The sequence below is a fragment of the Pseudooceanicola marinus genome (genome assembly GCF_020177265.1).
Lineage (GTDB): Bacteria > Pseudomonadota > Alphaproteobacteria > Rhodobacterales > Rhodobacteraceae > Pseudooceanicola > Pseudooceanicola marinus_A.
This window is the reverse complement of the sequence record NZ_JAIVMC010000003.1, coordinates 371,825-386,369: the sequence shown is the minus strand read 5'-3', so window position 1 is coordinate 386,369 and position 14,545 is coordinate 371,825. Positions and strand designations below refer to the sequence as shown.

General features: G+C 67.3%; 13 protein-coding genes. 6 read left to right on the top strand and 7 right to left on the bottom strand.

Annotated elements, in window-relative coordinates:
* Positions 1-12: 12 nt before the first annotated feature.
* The 4 genes from tatB to LC066_RS06395 form a co-directional block, all read right to left on the bottom strand.
* Positions 13-666 (bottom strand): Sec-independent protein translocase protein TatB, encoded by a 654-nt coding sequence (gene tatB / locus LC066_RS06410; RefSeq protein ID WP_224897306.1) that lies wholly within the window; start codon positions 664-666, stop codon positions 13-15.
* A gap of 7 nt (positions 667-673) precedes the next feature.
* The gene (gene tatA, locus LC066_RS06405; RefSeq protein WP_222477025.1) at positions 674-889 is read right to left on the bottom strand and encodes a twin-arginine translocase TatA/TatE family subunit; all 216 of its coding nucleotides are present in this window, start codon (positions 887-889) and stop codon (positions 674-676) included.
* A 156-nt stretch (positions 890-1,045) separates the two neighbouring features.
* On the bottom strand, positions 1,046-2,137 hold the full coding sequence (locus LC066_RS06400) for an ABC transporter ATP-binding protein (RefSeq protein WP_222477023.1): 1,092 nt from the start codon (positions 2,135-2,137) through the stop codon (positions 1,046-1,048).
* Between the two features lie 118 nt (positions 2,138-2,255).
* The gene (locus tag LC066_RS06395) at positions 2,256-3,035 is read right to left on the bottom strand and encodes an SDR family oxidoreductase (RefSeq protein ID WP_224897304.1); all 780 of its coding nucleotides are present in this window, start codon (positions 3,033-3,035) and stop codon (positions 2,256-2,258) included.
* A 150-nt stretch (positions 3,036-3,185) separates the two neighbouring features.
* Between LC066_RS06395 and LC066_RS06390 the strand changes: the two genes are divergently transcribed.
* The 6 genes from LC066_RS06390 to LC066_RS06365 all read left to right on the top strand — a co-directional run bounded on the left by LC066_RS06390 (position 3,186) and on the right by LC066_RS06365 (position 11,326).
* Entirely contained in the window at positions 3,186-4,238 is a 1,053-nt protein-coding gene (locus LC066_RS06390; RefSeq protein ID WP_224897302.1) for a Hint domain-containing protein, read from the top strand.
* Between the two features lie 321 nt (positions 4,239-4,559).
* Complete coding sequence (locus LC066_RS06385; RefSeq protein WP_222477018.1) at positions 4,560-6,167, top strand: peptide chain release factor 3; 1,608 nt, start codon at positions 4,560-4,562, stop codon at positions 6,165-6,167.
* Positions 6,168-6,203: 36 nt separating this feature from the next.
* Positions 6,204-7,955: a glycosyltransferase family 2 protein gene (locus tag LC066_RS06380; RefSeq protein ID WP_224897300.1), complete on the top strand. Its 1,752-nt coding sequence runs from the start codon at positions 6,204-6,206 to the stop codon at positions 7,953-7,955.
* Positions 7,952-8,914, top strand: coding sequence for a glycosyltransferase family 2 protein (locus tag LC066_RS06375; RefSeq protein WP_224897298.1), 963 nt, complete (start codon positions 7,952-7,954; stop codon positions 8,912-8,914). The genes LC066_RS06380 and LC066_RS06375 overlap by 4 nt, the downstream gene beginning before the upstream one ends.
* A gap of 183 nt (positions 8,915-9,097) precedes the next feature.
* The gene (locus LC066_RS06370) at positions 9,098-10,654 is read left to right on the top strand and encodes a DEAD/DEAH box helicase (RefSeq protein WP_224897296.1); all 1,557 of its coding nucleotides are present in this window, start codon (positions 9,098-9,100) and stop codon (positions 10,652-10,654) included.
* A 177-nt stretch (positions 10,655-10,831) separates the two neighbouring features.
* Positions 10,832-11,326, top strand: a complete 495-nt coding sequence (locus LC066_RS06365) for a PilZ domain-containing protein (RefSeq protein ID WP_224897294.1) — start codon at positions 10,832-10,834, stop codon at positions 11,324-11,326.
* Here LC066_RS06365 and LC066_RS06360 read toward each other — a convergent pair.
* The 3 genes from LC066_RS06360 to LC066_RS06350 are packed head-to-tail and all read right to left on the bottom strand — an operon-like array spanning position 11,295 to position 14,538.
* Positions 11,295-12,968: a ribonuclease J gene (locus tag LC066_RS06360; protein ID WP_224897292.1), complete on the bottom strand. Its 1,674-nt coding sequence runs from the start codon at positions 12,966-12,968 to the stop codon at positions 11,295-11,297. The genes LC066_RS06365 and LC066_RS06360 overlap by 32 nt on opposite strands.
* On the bottom strand, positions 12,965-13,744 hold the full coding sequence (locus LC066_RS06355) for a type III pantothenate kinase (protein WP_222477007.1): 780 nt from the start codon (positions 13,742-13,744) through the stop codon (positions 12,965-12,967). Before LC066_RS06355 ends, LC066_RS06360 begins: the two co-directional genes overlap by 4 nt.
* Before the next feature lie 14 nt (positions 13,745-13,758).
* The gene (locus tag LC066_RS06350; protein WP_224897290.1) at positions 13,759-14,538 is read right to left on the bottom strand and encodes a biotin--[acetyl-CoA-carboxylase] ligase; all 780 of its coding nucleotides are present in this window, start codon (positions 14,536-14,538) and stop codon (positions 13,759-13,761) included.
* Positions 14,539-14,545 lie beyond the last annotated feature (7 nt).

Sequence of the window (14,545 nt, the reverse complement as noted above, 5' to 3'; positions counted from 1 at the left end):
CGTCAATGCGCCTCAGCCCTTGCGGACGGGGCGGCGGCGGGCGGCGGCGACACCGGCCTTCTGATTGCGGCGCGGCTGCGCGGGAACGGGCTTGCGCGCGGCCCCTGCGGCCCGTTGACCGGCGGTCTGGCGCAGGCCGTCGGCCTGGGCGGGCGCGGCGGGCTCCGGGTCGATGCGCAGCGCCTTGGGCGCAGGCACGGGGGCCTTGGGCAGCTCCGGCACGGCCAGTCCCTGACCGGTGGTCGTCTTGGCGGTCTCGCTCGCGGCGGCGGCCTCGGCGTCCAGGCGCGTCTGCGCGGCCTTTGCTGTGGACTCGTGGATCTTCTTGGCGGCCTCGGCCCGCTCCGCCGCCAGCTTGGCGGTTTCGCTGCCCTCTTCCCACTTCAACGGGTTGGCCGCCTGTTTCACCTTGTCGAGCCCGTATTTCTTCGGATTCGACAGGCCCTTCAGGCTGTTGCTGGCACCTTTCAGGCTGTCGGTGGCGTCCTTCATGCCCGACTGGTCGGCCGCATCTTCCATGGCGCGCGAAAACTCACGCGCCATGCCCCGGGCCTTGCCGACGAACTGCCCGACGGAGCGAAACAGCCCCGGCAATTCCTTCGGTCCGACCACGATCAAGGCTACGATCCCGACCAGCAGGATCTCCGTGCCGCCCATTCCGAACATGCCGTGATCAGGCCTTGTCCTTGGTTTCTTCCGGCGTCACGTCGCGCGCCTCGGTCGACTTCTGCTCTTCGAGCTCTTCGGTGCTGTCGCTCACGCCCTTCTTGAAGGCGGTGATGCCCTTGCCGACTTCGCCCATGAGCGAGGAAATCTTGCCACGTCCGAAGAGGACCAGCACCACGACGGCGATGAGCAGAAGGCCCATGGGACCGATGTTGTTCAGCATTTTGCAGCTCTCCCCTGGATCGGAGGCCTCGCCTCCTTGGTGGTAGACTATCTAATATCTCGCGCGGCGGGTTGAAAGAACCAATGCACGCCCCACCCGGATTTTTGAGCCAGCGTGCGTTTTCGCGCGCCATATGCCTTGGGGGCGGCGGAGGCCCTAGCCCTGCCCCGCGGGAAAGACGAAGCAGCGGTCGCGGCGGATCGTCAGCCACAGCGCCTTGCCCGGTTTGGGCAGGAAGACATTGGGCACCGTGGCCTTCAGCACCGAACCGTCGTGATCCATGCGGAATTCCACCAGGGATTCGTTGCCCATGAATCGGGCACGCTGCACGACGCCGCGCGCCGGGGTGCCATGTTCCGCCGTGGGCAGAGGTCCCTGGCCGCTGCGGTCGAAATCGATGCGCAGGTGCTGCGGGCGGATCACGATCTCCACCTCGGCGCCATCGGGCTGGCCCGGCGCCAGGAAGCGACCGAAGGGCGTTTCCGTCAACGCCCCCTGAACAGTGCCCCGTATGACATTGATGTCACTGAAGAAAGCTACCGCCGCCTTGTCGCGCGGAGCGTTGTAGATGTTGTAGGGCGCGCCCTGCTGCACGATCCGCCCCCCGCGCATCAGCGCGATCTCATCGGCCATGCGCATCGCCTCGTCCGGCTCATGGGTGACCAGCAGGACGGCGGCGCCTTCTTCCTTCAGCACGTCCAGCGTCTCGTCCCGAATCTCGTCCCGCAGCCGGTTGTCGAGACCGGAGAAGGGTTCGTCCATCAGCATCACGCGCGGCTTCGGCGCCAGAGCCCGGGCCAGGGCCACCCGCTGCTGTTCGCCGCCCGACAGGTGGTGCGGGTAGCTGTCGATGTGGCGCATCAGGTCGACACGGGTCAGCAGCTCCTCCACACGGGCGCGCTGTTCGGCCTTGCCGCCGTCGAGGCCGAAGGCGACGTTCTGCGCTACGGTCAGATGGGGAAACAGGGCGAAATCCTGGAACATCAGGCCGATCCGGCGCCGTTCGGGCGGGATACGGAACTGCGTGTCGCAGATCAGGCTGCCGTCCACATGGATGGTGCCGCTGTCCTGCATCTCGACACCGGCGATCATCCGCAGCGTGGTGGACTTGCCGCAGCCAGATGGCCCCAGCAGGCAGGTCACCTGCCCCGGCATTACCGACAGCGAGACATCCTGCACCACCGCGCGCCCGTCGTAGGACCGGCAGAGGTTGCGGATCTCCAGGCGCGGGGTCTGCTGCTCGGGCACTTTGGCTCTTTTCCGATGGATTACGTCAGGTTCCGCCCCAATAGCAGCCCGCCCCGGCCCGCGCAATCGCGGGCGGGACGGGCTGGCCCGCGCAAGGCGGGGCAGATCGCCTCAGACCTCAGAAGGTCGAGTTGAAGGCGCCGCCGTCCAGCAGCACGTTCTGCCCGATCATGAAGGCCGCATGGGCGGAGCACATGAAGGCGCAGGTCTGGCCGAAGGCCTCGGCCGTGCCATAGGCATGCGCCGGGATGTTCGCCATGCGGGCCTCGCGGGCCTCTTCCATGGTGATGCCCTGCTGTTTCACCACCGCGCCGTCCAGCGAAGCCGCGCGGTCGGTGTCATGGATGCCGGGCAGCAGGTTGTTGATGACCACGCCATGCGGCGCCACCTGACGCGCGGTGCCGGCGACATAGCCGGTCAGGCCGGCGCGGGCCGAGTTCGACAGGCCCAGCACGCCGATCGGGGATTTCACCGATTGCGAGGTGATATTGACCACCCGGCCCCAGCCCTGGTCGATCATGCCGGGCAGCTGTGCCTTCATCAGCGCGATCGGCGTCAGCATGTTGGCATCCAGCGCCTTGATGAAATCCTCACGCTCCCAGTCGGTCCACATGCCGGGGGGCGGGCCGCCGGCGTTGGTCACCAGGATGTCCACCTGACCCGCGGCTTCCAGCACCTGGGCGCGGCCCGCTTCGCTGACGATGTCGGCGGCCACCGCCGTGACCTCGACCCCGTAGGAGGTGCGGATCTCCTCCGCCGTCGCCTCCAGCGCCTCGGCGCCGCGCGCGTTCAGCACCAGATCCACGCCCGCCTCGGCCAGCGCCAGGGCGCAACCGCGCCCCAGGCCCTTGGACGAGGCGGTGACCAACGCGCGTTTTCCCTTGATTCCCAGATCCATGTCGTCGTCCTCCTGTGCTGCGGCAGCCGACCCAATTGCGGTTAACCAACTGGAAACTTTCCGCGAAATGATCCGTTACTCGCCCGTATCCCGCCACAATCGCCGCTTAGGCCTTTCGGCAGGACCGAGACCGGAGGTAACCTGAACGCCATGACCAACCTGCCCAGCCAACCGGCTACCGCCATCCCGGTGTTTCTATCCGCCGCGCTCGAAGTCGTCCATGGCGTCAACGAGGGCGATGCCCTGTCCTTTGCCGACGACCTGGTGCCGGATGACATCTACTGGTTCGATGGCCGCGCCCTGCAGGCCCGGATGATGGTGGAGATGCGGGCCGATGGCGCCATGCAGGTGGCAGCCGGCTCGCCCACCGGCGCGGCGGGCCAGGCGCTGCACCTCGACAGCTGTCTGATTTTCATGTCCCCGGACGGCGAGACGACCGAGGTGCTGGTGCTGGTCGCGGTGGATGACGAGGGCGACGTGGACGAGGTTTACGCCCTCCCCCTGGCGCCGCTGATACCGCGCCACGACTACCGGCTGGTCGGCATCGACCGCCAGGGCGCACCGCGCAAGTTCGCCGAGGTGGGCTGTGTCTCCTTCACCCGGGGCACGATGATCACCATGGCCTCGGGGGCGCAGCGCGCCATCGAGGACCTGCAGGTCGGTGACCGGGTGCTGACCCGCGACGACGGCCCGCAGGAGATCCGCTGGATCGGCCACCAGACCCACCGCGCGACGGGCGAGTTTGCCCCCATCGTCATCAAGGCCGGTGCCCTGTCGAACAGCAACGACCTGGTGGTCAGCCCCGAACACCGGCTGTTCATCTACCAACGCCAGGACCGGCTGGGCCTGGGCCGCAAGGAGGTGCTGGTGCGCGCCCGTCACCTGGTCGATGGCGAGACGATCTATCGCCAGGACGGCGGTTTCGTGGACTACTTTCAGCTGCTCTTCGACCGGCACGAGATCATCTATGCCGAGGGCATCGCCGCCGAGACCCTGTTGCTGGACACCCGCACCATGGCCGCCCTGCCGCCCGAGCTGGACCCGGAACTGGGCCGCGTGCTGAAGAACGCCCTGCCGCGCCATGCAGACCAGGCGCACCTGCGGTTCGAGGTGGCGCCCAAGACGCTGGATCGCCCCGATGCTCTGGAGCTGCTGCGCGACGCGTTGCGCGGGGTGACGCCGCCCACCGACCGGCGCCACTGACGACCCGGGAAGTGGGGGCGCTGCCCCCGTCTCCGTGCCGGAGACTCCCCCGGAGTATTTCCGGCCAACGTATGGGGGGAAGGGGCGCCTCCGGCGGGCCGGGGCGCCGAAGAAGATGCTCCGTCGTGCCGGTTGGATCCGACGGATGCCGGCGGCCCCGGCCGCCCGCGCCTGTCTTCACCTTGTCGCAAATACTCATCTGCGCGGCAGTCGCCGCAGGCACCACGCTCCCCGGCTTTCGCTGCCGCCAGCCATGGGCGGCCAGCCGCACGGCCACGCAGCGCGCTTGCCCTTTTTCCGATCCCTGATATACGCCGCAACATGCTCGATACCGCTTCCAACCGCCCCCAATTGCCGCCCGAGATCGCCCGGCGCCGGACCTTCGCCATCATCTCTCACCCGGATGCCGGGAAGACGACCCTGACGGAGAAGTTCCTGCTCTACGGCGGCGCCATCCAGATGGCCGGCCAGGTGCGCGCCAAGGGCGAGGCGCGGCGGACGCGGTCGGACTTCATGCAGATGGAAAAGGACCGGGGCATTTCCGTTTCGGCCTCGGCCATGTCCTTCGATTTCAAGGAATTCCGCTTCAACCTGGTGGACACCCCCGGCCACAGCGACTTCTCCGAAGACACCTATCGCACCCTGACGGCGGTGGACGCTGCGATCATGGTGATCGACGGGGCCAAGGGCGTGGAAAGCCAGACCCAGAAGCTGTTCGAGGTGTGCCGGTTGCGCGACCTGCCGATCCTGACCTTCTGCAACAAGATGGACCGCGAAAGCCGCGAGGTTTTCGACATCATCGACGAGATCCAGGAAAACCTGGCGATCGACGTGACGCCGGCCAGCTGGCCCATCGGCATGGGCCGCGATTTCCTCGGCTGTTACGACATGCTGAACGACCGGCTGGAGCTGATGGACCGCGCCGACCGCAACCGGGTGGCGGAATCCATCCGCATCGACGGGCTGGACGATCCCAAGCTGGATGAACACATCCCCGCCGACCTGCTGGAGAAGCTCCGCGAAGAGGTCGAGATGGCGCGCGAGCTGCTGCCGCCGCTGGACCGCCAGGCCCTGCTGGAAGGGACGCTGACGCCGATCTGGTTCGGCTCCGCGATCAACTCCTTCGGAGTGAAGGAACTGATGGAGGGCATCGGCACCTATGGCCCCGAGCCGCAGGTTCAGGCGGCCGAGCCGCGCCAGATCGCGCCGGAGGAAAGCAAGGTCGCGGGCTTCGTCTTCAAGGTGCAGGCCAACATGGACCCCAAGCACCGCGACCGGGTGGCCTTCCTGCGCATGGCATCGGGCCACTTCAAACGCGGCATGAAGCTGACCCATGTGCGCACCAAGAAGCCAATGTCGATCTCCAACCCCGTGCTCTTCCTGGCCTCCGACCGGGAACTGGCCGAGGAGGCCTGGGCCGGCGACATCATCGGCATTCCGAACCACGGGCAGCTGCGCATCGGCGACACTCTGACCGAGGGCGAGGCGCTGCGCGTCAGCGGCATCCCGTCGTTCGCACCGGAACTGCTGCAAAGCGTCCGCGCGGGCGACCCGATGAAGGCCAAGCACCTGGAAAAGGCGCTGATGCAGTTTGCCGAGGAAGGCGCCGCCAAGGTCTTCAAGCCCGCCATCGGCTCCGGCTTCATCGTCGGTGTCGTGGGCGCACTGCAGTTCGAGGTGCTGGGCAGCCGGATCGAGATGGAATACGGCCTGCCGGTGCGGTTCGAGCCGTCGCAGTTCACCTCCGCCCGCTGGGTGAAGGGGGACCGCCTGGCGGTCGACAAGTTCGTCAACGCCAACAAGCAGCACATTTCCTACGACCATGACGGCGACGTCGTCTACCTGACGCGCCTGCAGTGGGACATCGACCGGGTGGACCGGGATTACCCGGACATCACCCTGTCGGCCACGAAAGAGATGATGGTCTGACTTGCAGGGGGGCCGCCCAATGGGCATTGTCGCGCCATGAGCGGCTCCTCGACATACGGCGGTTTTCGCCGCGTTATCACCCAGATGGAAGGGCGCCGCGCGCCCATGACCTTCGGCCCTGGCGAGGCCCTGCCCCCCGAGGATCTGGACTTCGCCCCGCTGAAGACCCAGCTGGTGCATCCGGTCGAAGAGCCCTTCCGCTCTTCCGACAGCACCTTCGCCTACAAGCTGCGCGAGTTGTCGGCCCAGTTCGAGGGCGAGCCGGAGCTGCTGGCCCTGCACGGGCTGCTGATCGCCAGCCTTCGGCGCCGGGATCAGCCCCCCCAGACCGCGCCGCTGTTCCTGCGCATGTGGCGCGAAGAGCCGGAGTTCCTGCTGGAACACCTGGACGCGCGCTGGCTGATTTCGGCCGTGACCACCTTTGCCGACCATGGCGAGACGGAGGTGCAGCGGCGCCTCGGTCACGCGCTGACCGTGCTTTTCTCCACCATCAAGCTGTATGAAACCGAGCGGTTGCATTCCGGCATGGAGCCCTGGGAGGCTTTCACCGAGATCCGCAAGCGCCCGCGCCGCCTGGCGCTGAAGATGGACGCCTATGCGATCCATTCCGGCGGGCTGGACGTGAACATGCTGGGCCGGCTGTGGCAGGACGCCTCGGAGGATGCGGTGATCTGGCCCCTGGCGCAGCGCCTGCTGTTGCTCTTGGACGGGGACGACCGCACCGTCTTCCGCCGGTTCAAGCTGATGCGCGAGGCGCGGCAGACCAAGGCCGCGCGCGAGGCGAAGAAACTGTTCGAGATCAAGAAGGTGACGGACCGCAGCCGCGTGGCCTCCACTGCCGGGCTGCGCATCGAACACGACCCGAAGAAGCTCCGCTGGGGGATCGTGAGTACGGTGAAGGCGCCGCTGCCGCAGATCGCCCGTTTCGTCGCCTATCACCTGGAGGAAGGCGCGGCGCAGATCGACCTCTACCTGGATCAGCCCGACCCCGCCGTGGCGCAGTTCTTCGCGGACGAGCCGCGGGTGCGCGTGACCCAATGCGACGAGGCCTACTGGCAGGCGCAGGACAGGCCCCGTCCCGAAACGCACCAGCTGCGCCAGCTGCGCAATGCCACCCTGGCCTACCGCGCCAGCGCGCTGGATTTCCTCGCCCATATCGACGTTGACGAATACCTGATGCCGCCGCAGCCGATGAACTGGGTGCTGGCCCATCTGCCCGACAAGATCGCCGCGTTGCAGATCCGCCCCGCCGAGATGCTGGCCGGGTCCGAGCGGCACTTCAAGCTGACCGATCGGGACGCGGGGCATGAGAAATACGCCCTGGCCGCCGTCTATCCGACCTTCGGCGGCCACCTGAAGGGCGGCTTCCTCAGCCATGTGACCGGCAAGGTCATCGTGCGCACCGGGCTGGAGGATGTGCGCCTGTCTGTGCATCACCTGACCCTGAACGGGGCCAACGTGCAGAACCGCGCGATCCTGCTGGGCGGCTACGTGGGCCATGCCCATGTCCGGTCCTGGGACGAATTCCGCGACAAGCTGGAGTTCCGCCTGACCGAAGGGTCCTACCGCAAGAAGGACGACCGTTTCAGCCTTTACGACGTGGTCGAATTCCTGCGCGAGAGCGAGGGGGAAACCGGGCTGCACCAGCTCTACGAGGAGGTCTGCGCGGATACCCCCGAACTGCGGGAGAGGCTGGGGCAATACGGCATGTTGCTGACCCGCGACCTGGAGCTGGACGATTGCTGCCGCAGGGTCTTCGGGCATCTGCCGGAGGAGCAACCGGCATGAGCGACAGCTGGGCCGTCGTCGCCACCGCCAAGGCGCCGGTCGAGGAGGTGCTGTCCTTCGCCGCCTGGCACCTGGAGCTGGGCGTGGCGCGGCTGCACATCTACCTGGATGACCCGCAGGACCCGGTCTATCCGATCCTGAAGGCCCATCCGAAGATCCGCGCAGTGCAATGCGACGACCGCTACTGGCGGCGCGTGGCGCGGAACGGCTGCCCCGACAAGCACCAGATGCGCCAGACCCTGAACGCCAGCCATTGCTACAACGCCAAGAACCGGCACGACTGGCTGGCGCATATCGACGTGGACGAGTTCCTGCTGCCCGACCGGCCGGTGACCGAGATCCTGGCGGCCCTGCCGCCCGCGGTCCTCTCGGCCCGCATGCGCCCGATGGAGGTGCTGGCGCGCCCCGAGGGCCCTGACGCGGAGGGGCCAGTGCATCTGCGCGCCTTTTCCCTAGCCCTGGCACAACGCCATGCGGAAACGGAACGGGTCTACCCCGAGTTCGGCGCCTACCTGAACGGCGGAATGCTGTCGCATGTCGCGGGGAAGCTCTTCGTCCGCAAGGGGCTGCCCGATGTCCGGTTCCGAATCCACCGCGTCCTCAGTGCGGGCGAGGCCGACCCGGGCCAGCAGGAACTGCCGGAGATTCCGGTGGCGCATTTCCACGCAACATCCTGGTCGGACTGGCAGTCCCACTACCGCTTCCGCCTGGACCGCGGCGCCTACCGGGCAGAGCTGAAGCCGTCGCGCCGCGCCGACGCGGGGTCGGTCAACCTGCACAGCTTGCTGTCGACCCTTGAGGACAGCGAGGGGGAGACCGGCCTGCGCCGCTTCTTCGACGAGGTCTGCGCCGACACCCCTGCCCTGCGCGATAGGTTGGCTGCCGAGGGCCTGCTGCGCGAGGTGACAACGGACTTTGCCGCCCTGCGGGCCCGCCATTTTCCCGATGTGGGCGCCTGAGGCAGCGCGAAACCCTCTGTTTCGTGTCAGACGGCGCCACAAGATCCCACGCTCGTTGACCTTTTGGCCCGTCTGAGGTATGCGACGGCACGTAAATCGCGATGCCGTGAGGCGCGCGGGGGCACATCGCCCCACGACGTTAGACGCTACGGGCCAAGATGTGTCCGTATAGATCGGATACAAATGACCAAGTTTTCTGACCTCGACCTGGACCCGAAGGTCCTCAAAGCCATCGCCGACGCCGGGTATGAAACCCCGACGCCCATCCAGGCCGGGGCGATTCCCCATGCGCTGAAGGGCAAGGACGTGCTGGGCATCGCGCAGACCGGGACCGGCAAGACCGCCTCCTTCACCCTGCCGATGATCACCCGCCTGGCCAAGGGCCGCGCGCGCGCCCGCATGCCGCGTTCGCTGGTGCTCTGCCCCACCCGGGAACTGGCCGCCCAGGTGGCCGAGAACTTCGACACCTACACCAAGTACATGAAGCTGACGAAGGCCCTGCTGATCGGCGGCGTGTCCTTCAAGGAGCAGGACGCGCTGATCGACCGTGGCGTCGACGTGCTGATCGCCACCCCCGGCCGCCTGCTGGACCATTTCGAGCGCGGCAAGCTGCTGCTGACCGGCGTCGAGGTGATGGTGGTGGACGAAGCCGACCGGATGCTCGACATGGGCTTCATCCCCGACATCGAACGCATCTTCTCGCTGACGCCCTTCACCCGGCAGACCCTGTTCTTCTCCGCCACCATGGCGCCGGAGATCGAGCGCATCACCAACACCTTCCTCTCTGCGCCTGAGCGGATCGAGGTTGCCCGCCAGGCCACGACCGGCGAGAACATCGAGCAATCGGTGGTGATGTACAAACCCAGCCGCAAGGACCGCGAAGGCAGCGAAAAGCGCCGCATCCTGCGTCAGCTGATCGACATGGAAGGCGAGGCCCTGACCAACGCCATCGTGTTCTGCAACCGCAAGACCGATGTCGATGTCACCGCCAAGTCGCTGAAGAAATACGGCTATGACGCCGCGCCGATCCACGGCGACCTGGACCAGTCGCACCGCACCAAGACGCTGGACGGCTTCCGCGACGGCTCGCTGAAGATCCTGGTGGCCTCCGACGTGGCCGCGCGCGGTCTCGACGTGCCTTCGGTCTCCCACGTGTTCAACTTCGACGTGCCGTCCCACTCCGAGGACTACGTGCACCGCATCGGCCGCACGGGCCGCGCCGGGCGCAAGGGCAAGGCGGTGATGATCTGCGTGCCCCGCGACGAGAAGAACCTGGCCGACATCGAGAAGCTGGTGGAGCGCGAGATCCCGCGCCTAGAACTGCCGGGCGTGAAATCCGCCCCGAAGGCGGAGGCTCCCGAGGCCGCCGGTGAAGAGGCGAAGGACGCCAAGCCCGAGGGCAAGCCCAGCCGGTCGCGCACCCGTTCGCGCTCGCGCAAGCCCAAGGAAGAGCAGACCCCCGCCCCCGACGCCGTGACCGAGGCCGCTGCAGAGGCGCCCAAGGCCGAGGACAAGGCCCCCGCGGCCCCCGCCAAGGCAGAGGCCGCCGAGCAGCCCCGCAATGAGCCGAAGGCCGAGCGCAACGATCGTCAGGACAACCGCGGCGGCGGTTCCGACCGGTCGCGCGGGTCGTCCTCGCGCGGCGGCAAGGGCCGTGGCAACGACAAGGCCGTGGTCGGCATGGGTGACCACCTGCCCAGCTTCATCGCTCTGTCCTTTGACGAGCGTCGCGCCAGCTGAGGCGCCCCCCTCCATCGTTATCGACAAGGCCGCCTTCGGGCGGCCTTTTTCGTGACCCCTGCCCCGTCTGCGATCCGGTGAATTCGCCTCACTCCGGCGGCAGGTCTTCAGGGAAAGGTAACCCCTCCTCCCGATGCTGTGGCAGGCCGAAGGGCATCACGGGAAAGGGCCACGCGCATGAGCATCGTTCTACCGCCGCAGAACCAGCAGAACCGGCGGCGCTTTCCGCGCTATCCGCTGCGGCGCCCCTGCTCGCTGACCCTGGGGGATCTGACGATCTCCGCCATGCTGGTGGACATCTCTCTGGGGGGCGCGGGGATCTGCCTGCCGATGCATGTCGCCAACTACGGCGCCTCGACTGGCACCCCGGGCCGCATGCTGTTCCGACTGGAGGATGTGGGGCATTTCCGCGCCAGCCCGCGCTGGTCCTCGGACCGCCGCATGGGGCTGGAATTCGCCCCCGTCGCACATCGGGCGCCGGGGCTTCTGAACCTGCTGGCGGAACTGGAGGAGGCCCATGCGGGCGACCCGCCACTGGTCACGGCGGGCGATGACCTCGATTTCGCCCGCGTCACCGCCCGTGGACACGGGCGTGAGGGAGCGGCGCAGGCGGCAGCACAGGCCGCCCGCGGGGCGCTGATCAGGCGGTCAGGCGCGACACCACAACCGTGACCTCGGGCTTCTTGCCGATCTCGTCATTGGCGGAGTTGCGCACGATGCGACGCAGGGCCTCTTCCAGCTTGTCGTCATCGCGCAGGGTCTTGGCATCGGCCCGGCCCAGGAACTGGCTAAGGTCATGTTCCAGGATGTCCGACAGCGGCGATTTCGACTTGCCGGTTTCCGGCAGGCCCATCAGGTCGCACCAGGGATCGCCCAGGGGTTCGTCCTGTTCATCCAGCACGGCGGTCACGGTGACATGGCCGTTCAGGGCCATGCGGATCCGGTCGCGCACAATCCCGTCCAGGTAGCCGATCTGCACCGACCCATCGAGGTAGGTGCGCCCGGTCTCGATATGCTCGACCACCTTGGGGGCATTGCCCGACAGGTCCAGCATCATGCCGTTCACACAGACCTCGGCGCCCCGGCCGGCGGCCATGGCGATCTTGGCGTGTTCGCGCAGGTGGCGATGTTCGCCGTGCATCGGGATCACCATCTGGGGATCCGTCACGCGGTGCATGGTTTCCAGGTCCGGACGGTTGGCATGACCGGACACGTGGTAACGGCCCGAGCTGTCGTCGACCACATCCACGCCCAGCTCGCTCAGCTGGTTCATGATGGCGATGACGCCCTTCTCGTTGCCCGGAATGGTCTTCGAGGAGAAGAGGAACAGATCCCCTTCCTTCAGGGTCATGCCGTGATGCTTGCCGCGCGCCAGCTGGGCGGAGGCTGCCCGGCGTTCGCCCTGGCTGCCGGTGACCAGCAGCATCAGGTTCTCGCGCGGGATGTCGCGGGCCTCTTCCGGGCTGACCACGGTGGGGAAGCTGGACAACACGCCGGTTTCCAGACCCGCCTCGACCATGCGACGCATCGCGCGGCCCATCAGGCAGATCGACCGGCCTGCGCGTTCTGCGGCCTCGGCCAGGGTGCGAACGCGGGCGACGTTGGAGGCAAAGGTCGTGGCGACAACCATGTACTTGGCTTCGGCGATCAGCTTCTCGACCTCGGGGCCCACCTCGGCCTCGGACCGGCCGGGGTTCGGGCTGAAGACATTGGTGCTGTCGCAGACCAGCGCCTTGACGCCGCCCTTGGCCACGTCGGCCCAGAGATCCGGATCCCAAGCCTCGCCGACCAGCGGGTTGCGGTCCAGCTTGAAATCGCCGGTGTGCAGCACGCGGCCCTCGTTGGTGTCGATCACCAGGCCCGAGCTTTCGGGGATGGAGTGGGAGATCGGCAGGAAACCGATCTTGAACGGCCCCACCTTGATCTGTTCCGGCCAGGCGGAGGCGGTGGTCACCGCATCGTCCGCCACGCCGTATTCCGCCAGCTTGCCACGAGCGATGTTGGCGGTGAAGGCACGGGCGTAGATCTTCGGCTGGCCGAGACGGTCGTACAGGTGGCCGACGGCACCGACGTGGTCCTCATGTGCGTGGGTGATGAACACCGCCTCCAGCCGGTCGCGGTTCTGTTCCAGCCAGGAGATATCGGCAAAGATGATGTCGACCCCCGGAGTGGTGTCCATATCCGGGAAGGCCACGCCCATGTCGACCAGGATCAGCCGCTCCTGCCCGGGTTCGCCATAGCCGTAGACGTAGGCGTTCATGCCGATTTCGCCGGCGCCGCCCAGAGGCAGGTAGATCAGCCGTTCGTTGCTCATGCGGTCCCCAATGACTGGTTGTGGTCGTGGATGATCCTGAGGCCGTGGATGGTCAGGAACTCATCGAAATGGTCGAACAGCGTATCGCCCTGCTGGAACAGGGGTGCAAGCCCCCCGGTCGAGATAATCGTCATGGGCCGTTCATATTCGCCCTTGATCTGGTCACAGATGCCCCGGACGAGGCCGACATAGCCCCAGAAGACCCCGCTTTGCATGCAGGCGACGGTGTTGGTGCCGATCACCTTCTGCGGCTTGGTGACGTCCACATGGGGCAGCGCGGCGGCGGCCTCGTGCAGGGCCTGAAGCGACAGGTTGACGCCGGGCGCGATGACACCGCCCACGTAGGCGCCGTCCTGCCCCACCACGTCGAAGGTGGTGGCGGTGCCGAAATCGACGACGATCAGGTCGCCGCCGTAGCGGTCATAGGCGCCGGCGGCGTTCACCAGCCGGTCCGGGCCGACCTGGGTGCCCTCGTCCACCCGCGGCTCCACCGGCAGGCCGCACTCGGGCTTGCCCACCACCAGCGGGCGACAGTTGAAATAGCGATCCGCCAGGACCCGCAGGTTGAAGACAACGCGCGGCACGGTCGAGGAGATGATGACCGCGTTGATGTCCATCGGGATCTTGTGGTGCGCCAGCAGCGTGGACAGCCAGACGTAATACTGATCCGCCGTCCGCTGATGTTCGGTCGAGGTGCGCAGCGTGCACAGGAACCGCTCGCCATCCCAGATGGAGAACACGGTGTTGGTGTTGCCGCAGTCGATTGCCAGAAGCATGGGTTCCCTCCCCCTCAGGCGGGGCTGTCGGTTCCGAAGTGGATATCCGCCGCCGCCACCGCATGGCGCTTGCCGCCGGTGGAAAGCACAAGTTGCCCCTGCGCGTCCACCGTTTCGAATATGCCCGTCAGCTCATGTGTGCCGAAACGTGCCGTCACCTCTTCGCCCAGGCGCGCGGCGCGGGCCAGCCAGGCGTCGCGCACCGGCGCGAAGCCGCGGGTGGTCAGCACCGCTTCCCAATGGGCATGGGCGGGCGCCAGGGCGTTCAGCATGTCCTCGGGCGGGACGGCGACGCCCAGTTCCCCCGACAGCGATACGGGCCGCAGCGCGCGTGCCTCGACCTCCCCCGCCTCCGGGGCCTGGGCCAGGTTGATGCCGATGCCGATGTTCAGTGCCGCCGGGCGATTGCCCCGGCTCAGCGTCTCCAGCAGGATCCCCGCCAGCTTGCCCCCGTGCAGCAGCACGTCGTTGGGCCACTTCAGCGCGAAGGCCTCGGCCCGGCCGGTCAGGGCGACCAGCGCGTCATGCAGGGCCAAGGATGTGGTGAAGCTGCGCAGGGCCATCTCCTGCGGGCCAGCCTGCAGCGGCAGCACCAGGGAGGCCGCGAAATTGCCCCTAGGGTGAACCCATGGCCGCCCGCGCCGACCGCGCGCGGCGGTCTGGTTCAGCGCCAGGATCCAAAGCGGAGAGGCCAGACCCGCGGAAAAGCGGGTTCTGGCCTCGTCCAAAGTCGATGTGGTCTCTGCCAGGACCACCCGGTCGATACCGGATGGCCAGCTGTCCAGGGCCGTCACGTCAGGC

Excerpts from the sequence above, each read along its gene's own strand:
- tatB (WP_224897306.1), bottom strand. The coding sequence starts at position 666 with ATGTTCGGAATGGGCGGCACGGAGATCCTGCTGGTCGGGATCGTAGCC.
- tatA (WP_222477025.1), bottom strand. The coding sequence starts at position 889 with ATGCTGAACAACATCGGTCCCATGGGCCTTCTGCTCATCGCCGTCGTG.
- LC066_RS06395 (WP_224897304.1), bottom strand. The coding sequence starts at position 3,035 with ATGGATCTGGGAATCAAGGGAAAACGCGCGTTGGTCACCGCCTCGTCC.
- LC066_RS06390 (WP_224897302.1), top strand. The coding sequence starts at position 3,186 with ATGACCAACCTGCCCAGCCAACCGGCTACCGCCATCCCGGTGTTTCTA.
- LC066_RS06385 (WP_222477018.1), top strand. The coding sequence starts at position 4,560 with ATGCTCGATACCGCTTCCAACCGCCCCCAATTGCCGCCCGAGATCGCC.
- LC066_RS06380 (WP_224897300.1), top strand. The coding sequence starts at position 6,204 with ATGAGCGGCTCCTCGACATACGGCGGTTTTCGCCGCGTTATCACCCAG.
- LC066_RS06375 (WP_224897298.1), top strand. The coding sequence starts at position 7,952 with ATGAGCGACAGCTGGGCCGTCGTCGCCACCGCCAAGGCGCCGGTCGAG.
- LC066_RS06370 (WP_224897296.1), top strand. The coding sequence starts at position 9,098 with ATGACCAAGTTTTCTGACCTCGACCTGGACCCGAAGGTCCTCAAAGCC.
- LC066_RS06365 (WP_224897294.1), top strand. The coding sequence starts at position 10,832 with ATGAGCATCGTTCTACCGCCGCAGAACCAGCAGAACCGGCGGCGCTTT.
- LC066_RS06360 (WP_224897292.1), bottom strand. The coding sequence starts at position 12,968 with ATGAGCAACGAACGGCTGATCTACCTGCCTCTGGGCGGCGCCGGCGAA.
- LC066_RS06355 (WP_222477007.1), bottom strand. The coding sequence starts at position 13,744 with ATGCTTCTGGCAATCGACTGCGGCAACACCAACACCGTGTTCTCCATC.